The organism is Paenibacillus sp. MMS20-IR301, from assembly GCF_032302195.1.
Lineage (GTDB): Bacteria > Bacillota > Bacilli > Paenibacillales > Paenibacillaceae > Paenibacillus_AQ.
The window spans coordinates 699,402-718,842 of the sequence record NZ_CP135275.1; the positions used below are offsets into that span (position 1 = coordinate 699,402).

Consider the following 19,441-nt stretch of genomic DNA (forward strand, 5'->3'; position numbering starts at 1 on the left):
TCCAGAGTGACGGTTACCATGAAAAAAGTAGCCCGTAGAGCAGGGGTCTCCATCTCTACGGTCTCCCGGGTATGTTCAGGCCGGCCGATGGTCAAGGAAGAGAGTGTCCGCAAGGTGAAGCAGGTCATGGAAGAGCTCGGGTATACGCCGAACAGGATTGCCCAAAGCCTGGTATCAAGGTCAGCGAACTGTCTTTGTCTTCTGCTGCCCTTGGCGGAGCAGCCGGTATTTGCCAAACTGCTGTATATGGAGATGGCCCGCGGAATCATAGCTGAGGCGGCCTGTCTGGGATACGACATACAAATCAGCTCAGGTATGAATGAGCAGGAGGAGCTTGAGGCCGTCTCCGGCCTTCTGAAGGGCCGCCGTGTTGACGGAGTGATTCTGCTGCACTCAGGCGGGGAAAAGCCGTTAATCAGCTATCTGAAGGGCAGCGGTTATCCTTTTGTTGTTGCAGAATGCCCGGGCGCCGAAGCTGTTCAGCAGGGTGATGCCATGCTACATCCGGGCACGTATGAAGCTGTGAACCAGCTGATTGCGGGAGGCTGCCAGTCGGGCACTCTGGCCGTCCGGGCATTGACAGGGAAGATCAGATCTGACCATTGGGAGTGTAAGTATGGCTAAACAAACGGATATTACCCTGCGGAATCAGGTGGTCTATTCCATCTACGTAAGGAATCACAGCGAGGAAGGAACCTTCCGGGCGGTAGAGAAGGATCTGGAGCGGATCAAAGGGCTGGGTGTGGATATTATCTGGCTGCTGCCGGTGCATCCGGTCGGCCGGGAAGCGCGCAAGGGCGGGCTCGGCAGTCCCTATGCCAATCAGGATTACCGGGAAATTAATCCGGAGCTGGGCAGTCTGGAGGAGTTCCGCGCGCTGACCGGGGCGATTCACAGGCACGGAATGAAATGCATGATCGATGTGGTCTATAATCACACCTCTCCCGATTCCTGGCTGGTCCGCCATCATCCGGAATTCTTCTACAGAACTCCGGAAGGCAAGCTCGGTAACCGTGTCGGCGACTGGGGGGACATTGTAGATCTGGACTACGGCAATCAAGAGCTGTGGGCATACCAGCTGAAATCGCTGGTTATGTGGGCTGAGCTGGTGGACGGCTTCCGCTGTGACGTTGCCCCGCTGCTGCCGCTTGAATTCTGGCTGCGGGCCAGGGAAGCGGTCGCAGCGGTTAACCCCGGCTGCCTCTGGCTTGCCGAATCAATTGAACCTGAATTCACGCTGCATCTGCGGCAGCGGGGGATGGTCAGCCTGTCCGACAGCGAGATTCTTCAAGCCTTTGATGCCTGCTATGACTATGATACTTACCCGTATTTCACAGGTGTACTGAACGGCAGCATTCCGCTGAGCAGCTATGTGGAGAAGATTAATGCGCAGGAGTATATCTATCCCGCTAATTATGTGAAGCTGCGGTTTCTGGAGAACCATGACCGGCCCCGGGCCAAGGCGCTGTTCCCGGATGAGAATGAGCTGATCAACTGGACAGCATTCATGTACTTCCAGAAGGGGATGCCGCTGATCTACGGCGGGCAGGAGACGGAGAATGAGATTTGCCCGGACTTGTTCGATAAGAATCCCGTTAATTGGCATACAGGCAAGGATCTCTCCTGGCTGTTCCAGGCACTTTATCCGATCAAGAAAAGTCCAGTTATGACCCATGGCATCTGCAGGCTGACTGCACATGACGAAGACGGAATAGTTACCGGTATTCATTCTTGGGGCGGGCAAAAGCTGGCCGGGGTGTTCAGTCTGCGGGGGAAGCCGGCGGAAGCGGAGCTGGAGCTGCCGGACGGAGACTATGTCAACCTGATTGACGGCAGTCCGGTTAGCGTGGCCGGCGGGAAATTACACTGCAGCGGCAAGCCGGTCATAGTTGAAGCTTAAGCGATTGCGCAAAGTGAACTGCGTTCCTGAGAAAATGCCGCCCCGCGCCGAAGTCTGTCCGCGAGGCGGTATTTTTGATGCTGAAAATTTTTTTGTAAGCTAAAACTTTTGAGGAGGGGTCACCATGAAATCCGGTCAGTCCAGTCCGGCAGCAGCCTTCGGACAGATCAAACGAAACTGGGGGCTGTATTTATTGCTGCTTCCCGCAGTAGTGCTTACATTATTGTTTGCATACAAGCCAATGTACGGGGTGCTTATCGCCTTTAAGGATTATAGTCCGGCGCTGGGGATCGGCGGCAGCCCGTGGGCGGGCTTCAAGTATTTCGAGAAATTCTTCAATTCCTATCAATTCACCAATACCATTAAGAACACGATGATCATCAGCGTATACAGCCTGATTACTTTCCCGATTCCGATTATCCTTGCGTTAATGGTCAATCAGATGCGGCCGAACCGGTTCAGAAGATTCTTCCAGACGGTATCGTATATGCCGCATTTCATTTCTACTGTTGTAATGGTAGGCCTGATGATGATCCTGCTCTCGCCAAGCACCGGTATCGTCGGCAATCTGTATAGTCTGTTCGGCGCGGAGGCTCCAGATCTGATGGGCTCCTCGTCACTGTTCAGCAGTGTATATGTCTGGTCGGATGTGTGGCAGCATGTCGGCTGGGACAGCATTATCTTCATTGCCGCGCTCTCTGCAGTCGATCCCAGCCTGTATGAAGCAGCTACGGTTGACGGGGCCAGCCGCTGGCATAAGGTCCGTTATATCGATATCCCGATGCTGATGCCGACAGCCATTACGCTGCTGATTCTGCGGGTGGGCGGTCTGCTCGGCGTAGGATTTGAGAAGGTCTATCTGATGCAGAATGATCTGAATATCACCTCCAGTGAAATTCTGTCGACCTATGTCTACAAAATCGGTCTGCTCAGCAGCCAATACAGCTTTTCTTCAGCAATCAACCTGTTCAATACCATCATCAACTTCATTCTGCTGATTATGGTAAACCAGATTTCCAAAAAACTAAGTGAAAACAGCCTGTGGTAGAAGGAGGAGCAGCAAAATGGGAGTACTAGAGCCAGTGGTTAAAGAGAATGCCCGGAAAATTAAAAATAACCGGTCCTCAGATTCAGTAATGGAAATGGTCATGTATGTAATTGCGGTCCTGTTCCTGATCATCCTGATCTATCCGCTGTATTTCATCGTTATCGCTTCTTTCAGTGATCCTTCGGCTGTGGCGGGCGGCCAGGTCTGGCTGTTCCCCAAGGGGTTCACCTTCGACGGTTATAAGGAGCTGCTGAAGCACAGCAATATCTGGATCGGTTACCGGAATACCATCCTCTACACTGTGGTGGGGACGGCAATCGGTCTCGTTGTGAATATCTCGGCAGCGTACGCCCTGTCCAGAAAAGATCTGGCGGGACGCAAGTTCCTGTCCCTCTTCTTCATCTTCACCATGTTCTTCAACGGCGGGCTGATTCCGACCTTCCTGACGATCCGTGATTTCCACATGTATGATACCTTCCTTGTAATGGTACTGCCGTTCTCGGTCGGAGTGTACAACATCATTGTGGCCCGGACCTTCTTCCAGACCAGTATACCCGGAGATCTGTGGGAAGCGGCCCAGATAGACGGCTGCGGGAATCTGCGTTATTTCCTGCAGGTCGTGCTGCCGCTCTCCAAAGCCATTATTGCCGTGCTGGGGTTATGGATTGCCGTTGGATACTGGAATTCGTACTTCAACGCCCTGATCTATCTGAAGAACCCGGACATGTACCCGCTCCAGCTGATTCTGCGCAATATTCTGATCACCAACCAGATGCAGTCCAGCATGGGCAGCGGCGAAGCCGCGCAGATTGCCCTGCGGTTAGCCAGTATGATGCGCTACTCTGTCATCATCATTGCGACTGTGCCGATTATGTGTGTGTATCCGTTCGTGCAGAAGTATTTCAATCAAGGGGTCATGATCGGCGCTGTGAAGGAATAGACAGATTGCTTATATACTAGGAAACGAGGTTACCTTACTGATGACAACTACATCTCAAGAACTGCAACCGCTGCCGCAGCACTGGCGCTTCACTTCTGAACCGGCTGCAAATCCCGGGGCAGTGGTTCAAGGAGACGGCTACCGGTTCACAGTACTCACATCTGCGCTGATCCGCATGGAATACAGCCCGCTTGGCAGCTTCGAGGACCGGGCCACCCAGATAGTGGTGAACCGCAGCTTTGAGGTTCCTGAATTCAGGGTAAATGATCTCGGCAATAAGCTGGAGATCATTACAGCCCGGCTGCAGCTTACCTATGACAAAGAGCCGTTCTCACGGCATGGGCTTAGCGTGAAGGTGAGGAACGGCTCCGGACATTTGATGAGCGTGTGGCATTACGGTGATGAGGGGCAGAATCTCGGCGGTACGGCACGCACACTGGATAATGCCGACGGAGCCATTCCGCTGGAGCAGGGTCTGCTGTCGCTGTCCGGGTACACGGTGGTCGATGACAGCCGCTCTCTGCTCCTGGAGCAGGGCGGCACAGTGCAGCCGCGCGGACAGGAAGGAACCGACCTGTATTTGTTCGGTTACGGGCATGACTATCTGGAATGCCTGAAGGATTTCTACCAGCTGTGCGGCAGGACACCGCTGCTGCCCCGTTACGCGCTCGGCAACTGGTGGAGCCGGTATTACCCGTATTCTGAGGAAGAATATATGGGGCTAATTGAACGTTTCGGACAGGAACAGATTCCGTTCTCCGTAGCGGTTATGGATATGGACTGGCATCTCGTTGATGTTGATCCGCAGTACGGCAGCGGGTGGACCGGGTACTCCTGGAACCGTGAGCTATTCCCGGACCCGCAGCGTTTCCTGGGCTGGCTGCATGACCGGGGCCTGCGCGTCACGCTGAATGTCCACCCGGCAGACGGCGTGCGGGCCTTCGAAGAGCCGTATCTGGCAATTGCCGCTGACCTTGGCATGGACCCTGAGCGCGGGGATGCGGTCGAGTTCGACATTACCGATTCCCGGTTCCTGCAGGCCTACTTCAAGTTCCTGCATCATCCGCTGGAAGAGGAAGGCGTCGATTTCTGGTGGATCGACTGGCAGCAGGGCGGAATCACCAAGATTCCTGGACTCGATCCGCTGTGGATGCTGAACCATTATCATTACCTCGACAGCGGCCGGCGGGGAAGACGGCCGCTTACCTTCTCCCGGTACGCTGGCCTTGGGAGCCACCGTTATCCGGTCGGCTTCTCCGGCGACACTATTATTACCTGGGAGTCGCTTGCCTTCCAGCCTTATTTCACGGCGAATGCGTCAAATGCCGGGTATGGCTGGTGGAGCCATGATATCGGCGGCCATATGGGCGGGTATCTCGACGACGAGCTGACGCTGCGCTGGGTGCAGTTCGGCGTATTCTCTCCGCTCCTGCGCCTGCACAGCTCGGCCAGCGCGTTCAACAGCAAAGAGCCGTGGCGGTTTAACCCCGTCGCTGAAGCTGCGATGAAGGAGGCTTTGCGGCTGCGTCACCGCCTGCTGCCTTATCTCTACACGATGAACCGCTATGCCAGCCGGGACGGGCTTCCGCTGGTGCAGCCGATGTATTATCGGCATGCGGAGCAGCGCGAGGCGTATGAGGTGCCGAATCAGTATTACTTCGGCACAGAGCTGATCGCCTGCCCGATTACGCAGCCCGCCCATTCCCATACAGGAGCAGCGGAGTTCAAAGCCTGGCTGCCGGAAGGGCTGTGGATCGACTTCTTCAGCGGCCGGGTGTATGACGGCGGACGAAGGCTGGCGCTTTACCGGAACCTGCAGCAGATTCCGGTGCTGGCGAAGGCGGGGGCGATTGTCCCGATGACCGATCTGACGGAGTATACGTCATCGGTGGACAACCCGCAGCAGCTTGAGGTCCGGGTATTTGCCGGAGCGGTCGGCCGGTTCCAGCTGTGGGAGGATGCAGGGGACACTGCAGAAGACCGGGATGAGCATTGGTGCGTTACCGGGATGACGCTCGCGTGGGGAGAGCAGGCGGTCTTTACGGTTCATCCGGCAGAGGGCAATACTCCGGTGATTCCGGAGCGGCGAAGCTGGAAGCTGGTCTTCACAGGCATCATGGAGACAGACGTTTCAGTGACAGCCGGTGGTGTACAGATTGCTGCAGATACTTCGTATGATGCAGCGTCGGGTATGCTGACTGTTACCGTGCCGGAGTGTCAGGTTACAGAAGCGCTGGAGATTACCTTGGCCGCGGCTCAGGTTGCGGTGAACCGGATCGTAGATGAGGTCTTCGCGCTGCTGAACCGTGCGCAGATCCGCTTTGAGCTGAAGGAGCAGATCTACCGGCTGGTGAGGGGCAACCTGAGCCCTGCGGCGGTACTTGCTGCCCTGGCTTCACTGAAGCTGGAAGCGCCGCTGTATGGAGCGCTGTGTGAGATTCTCAGCGCGCGGCTGTAAGGCTAAGGGCAAATGAATAGCGATATATGATCCGGGATATAGCAAGTCTCTTGTATGCCCCCTACAAACAGCCGATTGCATTGCCGGGCGGTTTGTAGGAGGCTTTTTATGTGGATAAGGCGTGCTGAAATTAACCGGGAATCCGCCGGATGGAGAGGTAATAAGCGCGCTGGTATCCGTTAAGGTCTTGAAATTAGGCTTAATATCCGAAATAAGCGCTGTACGGTCCGTAAGGATTGGAACAGGGGAAACGCAGTAAGCTTAGGGGATTTCTCGGACCTTTTTTGTTATGAATCTTTTCCAGTCTCGGCACCGGCGGCGATAAAATGATAGAATAGAAGTCATAGTCTTCTACGGGGAGTGATAAGCTGATGAAAAAGATTGCTGCCGGGCTGGTGGCCGGGGCATTGCTGTTGGCAGGTACACAGGTGCTTGGCGCATCTTCGTCGCTGGTAGGAAAGGCAATTCAAGCGGAGTTTACCGTGAATGTATATGGCAAGAAATTAGCCGATCCGGCGATTGTGATTGACGGTAAAAGCTATGCGCCGGTTCGTGCAATCGGTGAGATCGCAGGGTTCAAGGTTTCCGTGGACGGCAAAACAATCAGTCTGGACGAAAAAACGGAAAGCGCCTCTTTCGCGTCAAGCGACAGGAGTCCGGCAGTTGGACCTGTACCGGTGGTTACTCCTGATCCCGCTGTAAGCATAACCAAGAGCAGAATTGAAGTGATAGACAGCAAGATAGATGATGCCGTGGATAGAATCCTGACCGCCAGCAGCCAGCTGAAGGCGAACCCGGATAATGCCGAACTGAAGCTTAAGCTGAACCAGTACAAGGCTGAATATGCCGATCTGCTGAAGCAGAAGGATGCAGAGCTGCAGAAGTAAGCGGAAATTGCTTAAGAAGTTTGAAAAAAAGGATGTCTCATCTGCCGTGACCGAGGATGGTTTTGGCTGCGGGACATCCTTTTTGCTGCTGGGCATATATCCCGGGGATGCTCAGATCTTAGCCGCTACTATCTGCTGCTGCGGTATTTCCGGCGTGTCCGGCCAGCTTGCGGACGAGCGGAGGCAGGGCGAATCCGTAAAAAGCGCTGACCAGCAGTGTACAGAAACCCAGCAGATAGTGCAGCCAGGTGATGGACACCAGCGCAGGAAAGGCAAGGGCGACGAAGCCGAGTGCAAGGGAGTGGCCGAGCATCATAATGGGCTCAATCAGCGCATTAACCCGGCCCATGTTCTGCGGAATGACCAGCTCCGGCATCCAGCTGCCAAGCGCGATATTCACCGGTGCTATACAGATGCCTTCGATCAAAACGAGCGGCAGATAGATATAGATTGAATCTGCAGAGCCTAATGTAACAATCAGCATGCTGGACCCAAACAGTCCAAAGATTAGCACCCGGGTGCGCGAGAACCGGCGGATTAGCGGAGAAGCGGCCAGGCTGCCGATCAGAAATCCGATGCCAAGGAAAATAGTAATCAGGGAGGCATGCAGCATATAATTATCCGGACTCAGCTTGTATTTCATGGCAAAAATCGGCAGCACGGCGAATACGCCGTTAACGATACCGAAGAACAGGAAGCCGCCTATGAGCGTAAGGAGCAGCCTGTGCTGCAGGAGATAACGGATGCCTTCACTGAATTCCCTAAACAGCAGCGGGAAGCGGATATCCCGCAAGGAATGATGTCCGGAAGGCATCCGTGCATCCGCGCTGAACCTGCAGCTCAGGATCAGGAGTCCGGAAACGAGGAAGCTCAGCCCGTCGATCAGTATGGCTCCTTCGATCCCGAGAAAGCGGTAGGCCGTTGCCCCCAGGCTCATGCCAAACAGCATGAACAGCCCCATAATCATCTGATTTAAGCCGGAGGCATGAATATACTGCTCCTGCCCTATGCTGCCCTGCAGCAGACCCATCTCGGCGGGACCAAAGAACTTCGCCACTGCGCTGCGCAGGAAGAGCAGCAGAAAGCATAAGGTCAGCATTTCATAATGCAGACAGACCAGCAGCAGCAGTGTTAATCCCGCCCGGATCCAGTCGCTGTAGGCGGCGATCTTTTTGCGGTCGAGCAAATCGGCAATGACACCGACGAGCCAGAATACGGCCAGCGTAGGTAAGGAATACATCAGCTCAGCCGCCGCGGCCAGTGCCGGACGCGTGCTGAAATGGTCTACCAGGTAATAGGCAAAAGCCATATTCCCGACGACGGTTCCAAGCTGTGAGGTGAAGGCGGCCAGGAACAGCCTGGTGAAGACGGGATTGCGGAAAAGTGCTGACATCTTGTATCCTCCTATTCTGAAGCCGGGCTGGCTTCAGGCTTCAGCAGGTGCTCCAGATATTCCAGCAGGGCTTGCATCTGAAACTCTGTCTGAGCGAGCTCTGGCCCAACGGCCAATGAATGGGTCATAATACCCTCGGAATAAGAAGCGGCAATCCTTGCGAGCTGCGCCAGCGGCAGAAGCGGACGGAATTCCCCACGCTCTACACCTGTCTGCAGCAGTGCTGCATAACGCGTGATTCCGCGCTCGTAACGGTCCAGCAGCAGGCGCCGCCGCCGCTCATTCCGGGCGCCTCCCTGGAAGTACTCATAGAAGGCCGACAGGAAGATTCCATCCGGCCCCCGCAGAAGGTCTGCCTGCTGGTCTTCGGTCAGCCGCCGGATCACATCCCAGATCAGCGGATGTCCTGATACCAGGGCAGCCAAGTGATCTTCATATTCATGATCCTGCTGATCCAGCAGCGCCTCGAAAATTTCCTCTTTGGTCTGGAAATACAAATAGATCCAGCCGCGGCTCATACCGGTTTCGTCCAGGATATCCTTAAAAGTGGCGGCCTCATAGCCTTTGGCGGCGAATACAAGCTTGGCGGCATCCAGAATCTTTTTGCGCCGCTCTTCTTTTTGCTGCTCTGATATTTTGGGTGACACTAATCTCTCCTCCTCCAATAAAATGACACGATCGTCATTTATATTATAATGACACATGTGTCATTTATCAAGTGTTATGTGTTAATGGAAATAGAGTATTTTTCCTGGATTATACATCGGTTGCTCGCTGTTGCCCCTGTCGCATTGTTTGCTATACACTAATTGTTATCTACAGAACGCAGCAGGGGTTAAACACACTAATATTGGGAACGCAGCTAGTAGATAGCTGTATTTCGTGCAGTTAAAAAACAGCCGGAAGCTGGTTTGACTCAAGTAAATGTATTCTGTACAACTAAAAACAGCCAAAGCTCTGTTTATGAGCAATTGAGAGCATTTTAATTGTATGGAGTGCAGTTATTTTGCTTATTATGCGTTGGAAGGTGATTATAGCTGTATGAAATGCAGTTAGCGACCGGCTCGGCAATGTGAAGCGTCCGACCCACTGGAATACGAGCCGGGATTATGCCCGGTTCGAGAGTATCGGCCACCAGTGGACCGACTTGTCGGAACGGGGATATGGGGTCAGCTTGCTGAACCACTGTAAGTAAGGCTATGATATCAAACATCACACAATGAGGCTCTCGCTGATCAAATCGGCCGTTCACCAGGATCCGCTGGCTGACAGTCGTTATATCAAAACAAACATGATATGGTAATATGGATGAATGAGTACAATCTGAGGTGGAGAAGAGAAGTCGATGGCTACCATTAATGATGTAGCGGAGAAGGCAGGCGTATCCGTTACCACTGTGTCAAGAGTATTGAATAACCGGGGATATATCAGTGAGAAGACGCGGCGTAAGGTCTACGAGACCATGGAGGAATTGCACTATCAGCCCAATGAGATTGCACGCTCCCTGCTCCGGAAGCAGTCCAACTTAATCGGCTTAATTGTACCGAACGTCTCACATCCTTTTTTTGGCGAGTTCACTGATGTTGTTGAGCATTATGCTTATGAATATGGTTACAAGCTTCTGCTATGTCACTCCCAGCTGGATCCCAATAAAGAGCGGGAATATATAGGCATGATGAAAAGACACCGGGTGGACGGCATTATTATGGGCAGCCATACACTCGAAGTGGATGAATACCGGGAGCTTAATTATCCTATCGTTACAGTCGACCGCCGGATTCATCAGTTTCCTTATGTTGCCTCGGATAACCTCCAGGGAGGGAGGCTGGCGGCGCAGATGCTGATCGGCAAAGGCTGCCGCAGAATAGCCCATATTTGCGGTAACCGCTCCTTGGATATGTTAGCCAATCTCCGGACAACAGGCTTCAAAGAAGAAATTGGTCTGGCGGGCATGGAATCTATCATCTTAGAAACAAATATGGATGTATTCAATCAGGATGAGTACAGGCGCATTGTCTCTGACCTGTTCACTGAGTATCCGGATGTAGACGGAGTCTTTACAACAAGTGACATTATGGCTTCGTATGTAATTAAGCATTGTACGGGATCGGGGAGAAGAATTCCTGAGGACGTCAGGATTGTCGGTTATGATGATGTTGCAGCGGCCGCCTGGATCAGTCCGGGAATCACCACCATCAAGCAGCCGCTGCCCGCTATGGGCAAAAGGGCTGTAGAATTAATCCATAAGCAGATCAACGGGGAGACAATTGAGCAGGCGAACATTTTCCCGGTTGAGCTAATTATAAGAGAGACAACGTAAAGTGAACACCAATAACGGGTTCACTTTACATATTTCATAATATGTCAAAGGATTGACATGTAAAGCGTTTGACATATATAATTTCTTCATATTACAAGATGCCGATAGAGCCTTGGAGGGAAACCATGTTTGAACTGGATGAGAGTGTTGAATTAAGAGAAGCTGATATTGACCTGCTGACAGCAGGCGAACTCCTGATCGATATGATCTCGGCAGAGTTTGACGAAGAGGTTCAAAGCGGAACCTATCAGAGGTTTTTCGGAGGCTCACCCTCCAATATAGCGATGAATGTGAAAAAACTGGGTATCCGCTCCGTTGTAGCTTCAGCAGTGGGCAATGACGGCCTGGGCAATTATCTGATCAGGCATCTGCAGCACGCGGGAATTAGCACGGATTGCATCCAGCAGGTGAGTCAGGCAACAAGCATGGTGGTGCTTACGAAAAGTAAATCTACTCCGGTTCCGATTTTTTACCGGGGAGCAGACTATCAGCTGACGTATACGCGGCAACTCAAGCATGCACTTATGAATTCGAAAATTTTACATTTCTCCAGCTGGCCGGTCTCCAGACTGCATTCACGCGGGACCATCGAACAAGCCATTGCTCAAGCGAAAGAGACGGGGCTGCTGGTATGCTTCGATCCGAACTACCACCCTATGGTATGGGATGAAGGCGGCGACGGAATCCGTTACATACAGGGGCTTATCAGTCAGGCGGATATCATAAAGCCTTCCGAGGATGACGCCGAGAGACTGTTCGGGAAGCAATCGCCGGAGACGCATGTAGAGAACTTTCTGAAGCTGGGCGCTAAGCTGGTGATCCTGACTTTGGGCAAGGACGGTGCGATAGTCTCAAATGGGAGACAAACCGAGCACTTCCCGACAATGGCGAAGGAGATTGCGGATACTACCGGGGCGGGCGATGCGTTCTGGTCCGGGTTATATACAGGCATGGTAAAAGGTTACACGCTGCGCAAAGCGGTACAGGTCGGGCTGGCTACCAGTGCTTACAAGCTTAAATATATCGGGGCTGTAGTCGATTTGCCGGATGCGGAGTCGATTTGCCAAGCATATGAACTCTAGGAGGGTATTTCATTGTCATTAAAAAATCAAGTACAGCTCATCACATATCCGGATTCCTTAGGCGGAAACCTGAAGGCTCTGAATGAAGTTTTATCGCATCAGCTGGCTGGCCTCTTTAAGGGCGGTGTACATATTCTTCCGCCGTTTCCCTCTTCCGGTGACCGGGGCTTTGCGCCATTAACGTATCTGGAGATTGACCCGGCCTTTGGCGACTGGAATGATATGAAGGAAATCGGGAAGAACTTCGATGTACTAGTGGATTTAATGGTGAATCATATTTCACAGAAATCAGAATTTTTTCAGGATTTCCTGGCTAAGGGCAGGGAATCTGCATATGCGGACCTGTTTCTTACCCTGGATAAGCTTTGGCCGGACGGGGAGCCTGTGCAGGCGGATATCGATAAGATGTTCTTACGCCGGCAGTATCCGTATTCCAGATTTCAGATCGGGCAAACCGGAGCAGAAGAGAGGGTCTGGACAACTTTTGGCAAAACAGAGCCTTCAGAGCAGATCGACCTGGACATCAACTCCACAAAGTTCAAACAATTAATGGCGGAATTCTTTCTTAATTTCAAACAGAATAATGTGAAAATTGTGCGGCTGGACGCTGTAGGTTATGTGATTAAAAAGCTGGGCACCAGCTGTTTCTTTGTGGAGCCGGAAATCTATGAATTCATAGACTGGGTCATGGATATGGCGAATTCGCTTGATCTTGAGCTGCTGCCGGAGGTTCATTCCCATTATTCCATTCAATACAAGCTTGCTGAGCACGGCTGCTGGATTTATGACTTCATCCTGCCTTACCGTATTCTGGATACTTTAGTGAACCGCTCAAGTGCAGAGTTGCTGGATTATCTGCGGACCCGTCCGGCCAGACAGTTTACGATGCTTGACTGTCACGACGGCATTCCTGTAAAGCCGGATCTGGATGGCCTGATTGATACAGCTGCTGCCCGTAAACTCGTAGATACCTGCCTGGACCGGGGCTCCAATCTAAGCCTGATTTTATCGGATGAGCATAAAGATGAGGATGGCTTTGATGTTCATCAAATCCGGTGTACGTACTACTCCGTACTGGACTGTGATGATAATGCCTATCTGGCGGCAAGAGCGGTTCAGTTCTTTGCTCCGGGCATTCCGCAGGTATATTATGTCGGCCTGCTGGCCGGAGAGAACGATGCTGAGCAAGTTAAGCTTACAGGCGAAGGCCGTGAAATTAACCGCCACAATTATACTCTGGATGAAATCGGGCAGGCATTGCACAAGGAACCCGTGCAGCGCCTGATGAAACTGATCCGTTTCCGGAATGACTATGAAGCGTTCAATGGGGCATTTGTTGTTCAGGCATCTGCTGACAATGAAATCCGCTTGCGCTGGGAGAAGGAAGGGAAGTATTGTGAGCTCTTTATTGATCTGGGGACTATGCGGCCGGTTATAAGCTATTTAGATGATAATGGTGCTATGGCTGAATATGTTGTGTAGCAACGGACATATTTTGCTATACAACCAGGGAATGCTCTCCTAGAAAACGGATGAATTCCCGCATGCATTTGCTGATGTAGCGCTCCTTATTCCAGATCAGAACGACGTTCCACGGAATGGACGGATTGCGCAGCGGCAGAATGCGCACATTCTGGTTGGATACCTTCTCGCATAGCGGCTCCGGCAGGAAGGCAATGCCTAAGTTAGCGGATACCAGCTCTACAAGCAGGTCCCATTGAGCGCTTTCATAAGCAATGTTGGCCTCGAACCCGGCGCTGATGCAGGCATCAATAATATGCTGCCGCATGGCGAAGCCTTTGGCGAACAGGATCAGCGGCTCTTCCCGGAGATCGGTCAGGGCGGCTTCACTGCTGGAGGCCAGCGGATGTGACTTATGGACAACAATTGCCAGATTCTCACGGACAAAGGGCTTGATGCCGAAGCTGCCTTCACGGACGGGAAGCAGAACGGCACCCAGATCAATACTGCCCTCCAGCACCATATTCTCAACATTCTTCGAGCCCTGTTCATTCAGCTCGAAGGAGATGTTGGGATATTTTTTTTGGAACGGCGTTACGATCTTAGGAACAAATACGGAGCTGATCACCGGAGGCAGCCCGATCTTGATGGTGCCTGCCTTGAGATTGCTGATATCATCGAGCGTCATATGCAAATTGTCCACCGCGTTAATAATCAGCTTAATCTGCTCCATTGCCGCCATACCGGCATCGGTCAGCCGGACATATTTGCCCGAACGGTCAAACAGCATAACCCCCAGCTCATCCTCCAGGCTCTTGACCATCTTGCTTAGCGTCGGCTGGGTCAGGTGGAGCTTCTCCGCCGCCTTCGTAATATTATGCAAATTGGCCACTTCCAGCACATATCTAAGATTCCGTACATCCAAAAGAAAGCGCCTCCAATCTATGATATATTTGCATGGTTCGCATGCGATGTCTGAATTTTACCCCCTAAAAAGCGCGTTGTACACTATATACATAAAGTCATCAGCATCACTTTTGTCAATGGGCTGCAGAAAAAACAGGAGGGGTTTTGGTATGGACAAAGTAACGACGCATGCTGAAATAGGCGATTTATTTCATGACGGAATGACCATTATGGTAGGCGGTTTCATGGGAACCGGAGCACCCGAAGGCTTGGTCCGCATCCTGATGGACCGGGATATCAAAGACATTACGCTGATCTCCAGCGACACGGCTCTGATGGATACGGGAGTGGGACCGCTGGTCCTCAGCCGGCGGCTGAAGAAGGTTATCGCTTCACACATCGGAACCAATCCGGAGACGGGCAGACAGATGCTTGCCGGAGAGCTGGCGGTGGAGCTGGTCCCGCAGGGGACGCTGGCAGAGCGGGTACGTGCAGGCGGTGCGGGGCTGGGCGGCATTCTGACACCAACAGGAACAGGCACAATGGTAGCTGAGAACAAGCAGACCTTAACCATTGAGGGCAGAGAATATCTGGTGGAACTGCCGCTGCGTGCCGATGTTGCACTGCTGAAGGCGCATAAAGCGGATAAGTCCGGCAATCTGGTCTACCGCAATTCGGCACGCAATTTCAATCCGCTGATGGCGCTGGCCGCCGATCTGGTTATAGTGCAAGTTGATGAAATTGTGGAAACCGGGGAGCTAGACCCTAATATTGTCGTCACACCGGGTGTTCTGGTCGATAAAATTATCTGCTACGTGGAGGGCGAATAACATGGATACGAAAGAGCTGATCGCACGCCGGGCAGCGGCAGAGCTGCATGACGGGGACGTAGTCAATCTGGGCATCGGGCTGCCGACACTGATTCCGAATTATCTGCCTGCAGGCGTCAACATTATTTTGCAGTCAGAGAACGGCTATATCGGACTCGGTCCGGTGGGAGACACTATCCTCCCTGATCTGGTCAACGCAGGCGGCAAGCCGGCCCATATATTGCCTGGCGGCTCATTCTTCGACAGTGCGACTTCGTTTGCGCTGATCCGCGGCGGGCATGTGGATGTGACCATTCTTGGCGGGCTCGAGGTGGATGAACACGGCAATCTGGCTAACTGGATGGTCCCAGGTAAAATGGTGCCCGGTATGGGCGGCGCGATGGACCTGGTTACAGGTGCCAAGAAAGTGATTGTCGCGATGGAGCATACTTCCAAAAACGGCGCTCCCAAAATCGTAAGCGACTGTACCCTTCCGCTTACAGCACGCGGTGCTGTAGCGATGATCATTACGGAACTGGCTGTATTCCGCTTCACCCCGCAGGGATTAGTGCTGGAAGAGTTAGCACCAGGTACAGATTTGCAAACGGTTACAGACAAGACGGGCGCAGCGTTTACAGTTTCGGAGCACTTGTCGGCAATGAAAAATATTCCTGCAGATGAGGTGTTATCATGAGCAGAGCCCAAGAGATTGTCATTGTCAGTGCAGTACGGACGGCACTGGGTTCTTTTGGCGGAAGTCTGGCAGGCATTCCAGCAGTTGAGCTGGGGGCACTGGTTATTAAGGAAGCACTGCAGCGGGCGGGTGTTACTCCGGCACAGGTAGACGAAGTAATTATGGGGAACGTACTGCAGGCAGGTCTGGGCCAGAACCCGGCGCGTCAGGCGGCGCTGAAAGCAGGCATTCCAGTTGAAGCCTCCAGCCTGACAATTAACAAGGTATGCGGTTCGGGCATGAAGGCAGTTCATCTGGCGGCGCAAAGTATAATAGCTGGGGACAGCGAAATTATCGTAGCCGGCGGAATGGAGAATATGTCGAAGGCGCCTTATGTGCTGGATCAGGCCCGCTACGGCTACCGGATGGGCAACGGTACGCTGATTGATACGATGGTAAGTGACGGTTTGACTTGCGCATTGGGTAACTACCACATGGGCATTACCGCCGAGAACATCTCCGAGCAATTCGGCATTAGCCGGGAGATGCAGGATGCGCTGGCAGCGTCCAGCCAGGAGAAGGCCGTACGCGCTATTGAATCTGGCAGCTTCAAGGAAGAAATTGTGCCTGTAGTGATACCGCAGCGTAAAGGCGATCCTATCATCTTCGATACTGACGAGTTTCCGCGTAAAGGTACAACGGCCGATAAGCTGGCAGGCCTGCGTCCGGCCTTTAAGAAGGACGGAAGTGTAACTGCCGGGAATGCCTCCGGGATTAATGACGGGGCTGCAGCCATGGTCATTATGACGGCAGAGAAAGCGGAGGAGCTTGGTTTGAAACCCCTGGCCCGAATTCTGTCTTACGCGTCAGGTGGCGTGGATCCTTCAATCATGGGCATGGGGCCGGTTCCGGCGACCAGGAAAGCGCTGCAGCGCAGCGGACTGACGATCGGTGACATTGATCTGATTGAGGCGAATGAAGCATTCGCCGCGCAGATGCTGGCTGTCGGCCAGGCACTGGACTTCCCGGAAGAGAAGGTCAACGTGAACGGCGGAGCCATCGCCCTGGGTCATCCGATCGGTGCCAGCGGGGCAAGAATTCTCGTAACACTGATTCATGCATTGAAACAGCAGGGTGCCCGGACCGGACTGGCTACGCTGTGCATCGGCGGCGGCCATGGGGTAACGACGATAATTGAAGTGATCTAGAATAGTGAATGAAGATAGGCTGCAGGCATCCGTGCACCGGCATTATTGGCAACATAATCATAGTATTTGTGAAAATCAGAACAAAGTTTAGGTGAGCAAAGCTCCTGTAATAGGGCTTTGCTCTTTTTTTGCTTTTTTGTTTGGAGTTTGATACAGCTGATAATTGCGTTATTGCACAGAAATCTCAAACTTCGTTCCGGTATCCCCGGCGAATACAATCGATCCTCCGGCAGGCAGCTTAACCTGATCCTTGTCTCCGATGACACTGAAGTAGATGCAGGTTCCCTCTAAATTATAAATTGCGAAGGAGGCGTTCGGGGACATGCTTACCTTAATGGTCTTGCCCCAGTCTTTGTCGCTTATCGTATACCACCTGGCATAGCCGTCCTGCTGAATCGTAACGGTAGACTTCTTAGCGATGTGTATAGGCTTCATGGCGTCCTCGTTCACTAAGGTGAAACCGCCCGTTTTCAGATATTCAACGCCGTCTTGTGTAAAGAATGTAAGACTGGCGAGATCCCGGCCGCTATTTCCCGGGATTTGCAATTCGGAGACGGCTGAATCCGGGCCGGTTATCCGTTTGTCGAGCACATACCCCGGCAATTGTTCCGACAGATTCAATTGGGTGGGAGGCAACAATAAATAAATGAGTGAAGTGAATTTCTCATTTACTGGATAATACTTCTTGCCGTCACGCTGCATCCATGCTTCCATGGTCTGCGCCGGGAGATTCTGGGGCTGGAGCTTCTCGGCGTTGTACATAGATACTGCCAGCTGACCAAGACCTGGTGCTACTGCGTATTGACGAATCCATTCGTAGGTGCGGCCATTATCCTCCGTCACGAAGCTGATCAGCGTATTTCCATCTGGACTATGAAACATACCGTCCGCTGAATATTGGTAGAACTGGACTGGATTTTCGGAGGAGTGCTCAGGAGTGATGGACATGCCCCCATCTTCGGCAATATCGATGTTCATCGTTGTACCGGTTGCACCATAGATACCCGAATACTGCAGCAGGGACTCCGGCATATCAGCCTTAACCGGTGCGCCGTATGACTTTTCAGGCTTGAATTCAGCAATGACTCCTTTCTCCTTCAGCGCCTGAAGTAAGATTTCGGTCGCCAGAAGCTGATCGTATGTGCTGGCCCCGCCGGAAGAGATAACAGCTGCCGCCATCTCCTGTTCGGGAAGCACAACGAGCGACGCGTGATAGAGAGGCGTATCTCCGCCTTTGGTCAGCGCCTTCATCCCGTATTCGCTGAAGGGATACAGATTAACGCCGTCCCAGCCGAGACCGAAATCGATTGAATTGTCTGCATCGTCTGGCCAGAGCGGCGTTTTGTACTCAGCTTGCGCCATGGCCTCAGCCGATTTGCCGGATAAGACCTCTTCCGCTTCTCCCGTGAAAATTTGCGAGAACCTGGCCAAATCTTCCGCGGTGGAATAAATGCCTCCCGTTCCGATAACGTTCACTGCCTCGGTTGGAAGTTGTCCTGTATAGGTAGGATAATAGAGCCCCGCCATCTTCACTGTGTCCGGAGAATCGAGAGGTGTTTTCGTACCGTTCATACCCAGAGGTTCTGTAATATAACGGTGGATATAAGAGGTGAAGTCCATACCGCTGACCTGCTCGACCAGAATCTCGGCCAGCGTAAATCCGTCATTGCAATACACAGAATAAGCTCCCGGATCCGCCTTCAGGGTCTGACCAGCCAGCTGTTTCAGCAGTGTGTCGTGGGCGTATGTATCGTTGTCTTTGAATAATTTGGCGTTCATTAACGAGGAGCCGTTCAGCCCGGAGGAATGATTCAGCAGCATGCGCGGCGTAATCTGCCTGAAACGTTCATCCTTCATCGTAAACTCCGTAATATACTGGACGATGGGTGTATCGAGATTGATTTTCCCTTGCTCGACCAGCTGCATAACGGCAACTGTGGTGAACATTTTACTAATAGAGCCGATCCCATACATCGTGTCTTTCGTGAGCGGTTTCACTCCATGCTCATCATTCTTGCCGGCTTCGCCGGATATAGTGATGTTGCCGTGATCGATAAGGGCGTATTGCACGCTGTTCGTACCGTAAGGTTTCGTGAGGAGTGTATCTGCTTTCTGCTGTGCAGCTTTCGTGGTTACGTCATAGGTGATCACAGTCTTGGTAGAAGATGAGTCTGCTTCCGCCGTTGACACGGTTGCCGGAACTGCATTTGACTCGGTTACCTCAGCAGTATTAGGAGCGTCTGCTATGTTCTGCATCTGAACCACAGGTACATTGTCGTCGCAGGCGGTTAACAGCAGCAGCAGACATAAAGACAGCGTAATTACGATTTTCCAGCGGATTCTGATCATTTGAACT

General features: G+C 52.5%; 16 protein-coding genes and 1 pseudogene. 13 read left to right on the plus strand and 4 right to left on the minus strand.

The features are described from left to right. Positions 1 to 6: 6 nt before the first annotated feature. The 6 genes from LOS79_RS02800 (at position 7) to LOS79_RS02825 (ending at position 7,233) form a co-directional block, all read left to right on the plus strand. On the plus strand, positions 7 to 624 hold the full coding sequence (locus LOS79_RS02800; RefSeq protein WP_315416112.1) for a LacI family DNA-binding transcriptional regulator: 618 nt from the start codon (positions 7 to 9) through the stop codon (positions 622 to 624). Further along, positions 617 to 1,900: an alpha-amylase family glycosyl hydrolase gene (locus tag LOS79_RS02805; protein WP_315416114.1), complete on the plus strand. Its 1,284-nt coding sequence runs from the start codon at positions 617 to 619 to the stop codon at positions 1,898 to 1,900. Before LOS79_RS02800 ends, LOS79_RS02805 begins: the two co-directional genes overlap by 8 nt. A gap of 124 nt (positions 1,901 to 2,024) precedes the next feature. After that, positions 2,025 to 2,948 carry an ABC transporter permease gene (locus LOS79_RS02810; protein WP_315416115.1) on the plus strand — a complete coding sequence of 308 codons (924 nt, stop codon included), beginning with the start codon at positions 2,025 to 2,027 and terminating at the stop codon, positions 2,946 to 2,948. A gap of 16 nt (positions 2,949 to 2,964) precedes the next feature. Continuing rightward, complete coding sequence (locus LOS79_RS02815; RefSeq protein ID WP_315416116.1) at positions 2,965 to 3,888, plus strand: carbohydrate ABC transporter permease; 924 nt, start codon at positions 2,965 to 2,967, stop codon at positions 3,886 to 3,888. 40 nt (positions 3,889 to 3,928) lie between these two features. After that, a complete protein-coding gene (locus LOS79_RS02820) occupies positions 3,929 to 6,346 on the plus strand; it encodes a glycoside hydrolase family 31 protein (RefSeq protein WP_315416118.1) in 2,418 nt (805 codons plus the stop codon). A gap of 371 nt (positions 6,347 to 6,717) precedes the next feature. Further along, the gene (locus LOS79_RS02825; protein ID WP_315416120.1) at positions 6,718 to 7,233 is read left to right on the plus strand and encodes a stalk domain-containing protein; all 516 of its coding nucleotides are present in this window, start codon (positions 6,718 to 6,720) and stop codon (positions 7,231 to 7,233) included. A 118-nt stretch (positions 7,234 to 7,351) separates the two neighbouring features. Here the strand turns inward: LOS79_RS02825 and LOS79_RS02830 are convergent, their stop codons facing one another. Both LOS79_RS02830 and LOS79_RS02835 read right to left on the minus strand, forming a co-directional pair. Further along, positions 7,352 to 8,626, minus strand: a complete 1,275-nt coding sequence (locus LOS79_RS02830; RefSeq protein ID WP_315416121.1) for an MFS transporter — start codon at positions 8,624 to 8,626, stop codon at positions 7,352 to 7,354. An 11-nt stretch (positions 8,627 to 8,637) separates the two neighbouring features. Further along, the gene (locus LOS79_RS02835; RefSeq protein WP_315416122.1) at positions 8,638 to 9,273 is read right to left on the minus strand and encodes a TetR/AcrR family transcriptional regulator; all 636 of its coding nucleotides are present in this window, start codon (positions 9,271 to 9,273) and stop codon (positions 8,638 to 8,640) included. Positions 9,274 to 9,686: 413 nt separating this feature from the next. Here LOS79_RS02835 and LOS79_RS02840 point away from each other — a divergent pair. The 4 genes and pseudogenes from LOS79_RS02840 to gtfA form a co-directional block, all read left to right on the plus strand. Then, positions 9,687 to 9,896: pseudogene (locus LOS79_RS02840) on the plus strand (glycoside hydrolase family 38 C-terminal domain-containing protein); the annotation flags it as partial. Positions 9,897 to 9,971: 75 nt separating this feature from the next. Continuing rightward, positions 9,972 to 10,946, plus strand: a complete 975-nt coding sequence (locus LOS79_RS02845) for a LacI family DNA-binding transcriptional regulator (protein WP_315416123.1) — start codon at positions 9,972 to 9,974, stop codon at positions 10,944 to 10,946. 125 nt (positions 10,947 to 11,071) lie between these two features. Next, positions 11,072 to 12,028, plus strand: coding sequence for a carbohydrate kinase family protein (locus LOS79_RS02850; RefSeq protein WP_315416124.1), 957 nt, complete (start codon positions 11,072 to 11,074; stop codon positions 12,026 to 12,028). Between the two features lie 12 nt (positions 12,029 to 12,040). After that, the gene (gene gtfA / locus LOS79_RS02855; RefSeq protein WP_315416125.1) at positions 12,041 to 13,510 is read left to right on the plus strand and encodes a sucrose phosphorylase; all 1,470 of its coding nucleotides are present in this window, start codon (positions 12,041 to 12,043) and stop codon (positions 13,508 to 13,510) included. 16 nt (positions 13,511 to 13,526) lie between these two features. Here the strand turns inward: gtfA and LOS79_RS02860 are convergent, their stop codons facing one another. After that, positions 13,527 to 14,414: a LysR family transcriptional regulator gene (locus LOS79_RS02860; RefSeq protein ID WP_315416126.1), complete on the minus strand. Its 888-nt coding sequence runs from the start codon at positions 14,412 to 14,414 to the stop codon at positions 13,527 to 13,529. Between the two features lie 151 nt (positions 14,415 to 14,565). Between LOS79_RS02860 and atoD the strand changes: the two genes are divergently transcribed. From atoD to LOS79_RS02875, 3 genes are read left to right on the plus strand one after another with little or no spacing between them, the layout of a single operon-like run. After that, on the plus strand, positions 14,566 to 15,225 hold the full coding sequence (gene atoD / locus LOS79_RS02865) for an acetate CoA-transferase subunit alpha (protein ID WP_315416127.1): 660 nt from the start codon (positions 14,566 to 14,568) through the stop codon (positions 15,223 to 15,225). A 1-nt stretch (position 15,226) separates the two neighbouring features. Then, positions 15,227 to 15,898: a 3-oxoacid CoA-transferase subunit B gene (locus LOS79_RS02870; RefSeq protein ID WP_315416129.1), complete on the plus strand. Its 672-nt coding sequence runs from the start codon at positions 15,227 to 15,229 to the stop codon at positions 15,896 to 15,898. Beyond that, positions 15,895 to 17,085: an acetyl-CoA C-acetyltransferase gene (locus LOS79_RS02875; RefSeq protein WP_315416130.1), complete on the plus strand. Its 1,191-nt coding sequence runs from the start codon at positions 15,895 to 15,897 to the stop codon at positions 17,083 to 17,085. Before LOS79_RS02870 ends, LOS79_RS02875 begins: the two co-directional genes overlap by 4 nt. A gap of 168 nt (positions 17,086 to 17,253) precedes the next feature. Here the strand turns inward: LOS79_RS02875 and LOS79_RS02880 are convergent, their stop codons facing one another. After that, positions 17,254 to 19,434, minus strand: coding sequence for a serine hydrolase domain-containing protein (locus LOS79_RS02880; RefSeq protein ID WP_315416132.1), 2,181 nt, complete (start codon positions 19,432 to 19,434; stop codon positions 17,254 to 17,256). Between the last annotated feature and the right edge of the window lie 7 nt (positions 19,435 to 19,441).

Coding starts and splice junctions, on each gene's coding strand:
- atoD (WP_315416127.1), top strand. CDS start 14,566: ATGGACAAAGTAACGACGCATGCTGAAATAGGCGATTTATTTCATGAC.
- LOS79_RS02830 (WP_315416121.1), bottom strand. CDS start 8,626: ATGTCAGCACTTTTCCGCAATCCCGTCTTCACCAGGCTGTTCCTGGCC.
- LOS79_RS02820 (WP_315416118.1), top strand. CDS start 3,929: ATGACAACTACATCTCAAGAACTGCAACCGCTGCCGCAGCACTGGCGC.
- LOS79_RS02870 (WP_315416129.1), top strand. CDS start 15,227: ATGGATACGAAAGAGCTGATCGCACGCCGGGCAGCGGCAGAGCTGCAT.
- LOS79_RS02805 (WP_315416114.1), top strand. CDS start 617: ATGGCTAAACAAACGGATATTACCCTGCGGAATCAGGTGGTCTATTCC.
- LOS79_RS02815 (WP_315416116.1), top strand. CDS start 2,965: ATGGGAGTACTAGAGCCAGTGGTTAAAGAGAATGCCCGGAAAATTAAA.
- LOS79_RS02845 (WP_315416123.1), top strand. CDS start 9,972: ATGGCTACCATTAATGATGTAGCGGAGAAGGCAGGCGTATCCGTTACC.
- LOS79_RS02810 (WP_315416115.1), top strand. CDS start 2,025: ATGAAATCCGGTCAGTCCAGTCCGGCAGCAGCCTTCGGACAGATCAAA.
- LOS79_RS02825 (WP_315416120.1), top strand. CDS start 6,718: ATGAAAAAGATTGCTGCCGGGCTGGTGGCCGGGGCATTGCTGTTGGCA.
- LOS79_RS02875 (WP_315416130.1), top strand. CDS start 15,895: ATGAGCAGAGCCCAAGAGATTGTCATTGTCAGTGCAGTACGGACGGCA.
- LOS79_RS02880 (WP_315416132.1), bottom strand. CDS start 19,434: ATGATCAGAATCCGCTGGAAAATCGTAATTACGCTGTCTTTATGTCTG.
- LOS79_RS02850 (WP_315416124.1), top strand. CDS start 11,072: ATGTTTGAACTGGATGAGAGTGTTGAATTAAGAGAAGCTGATATTGAC.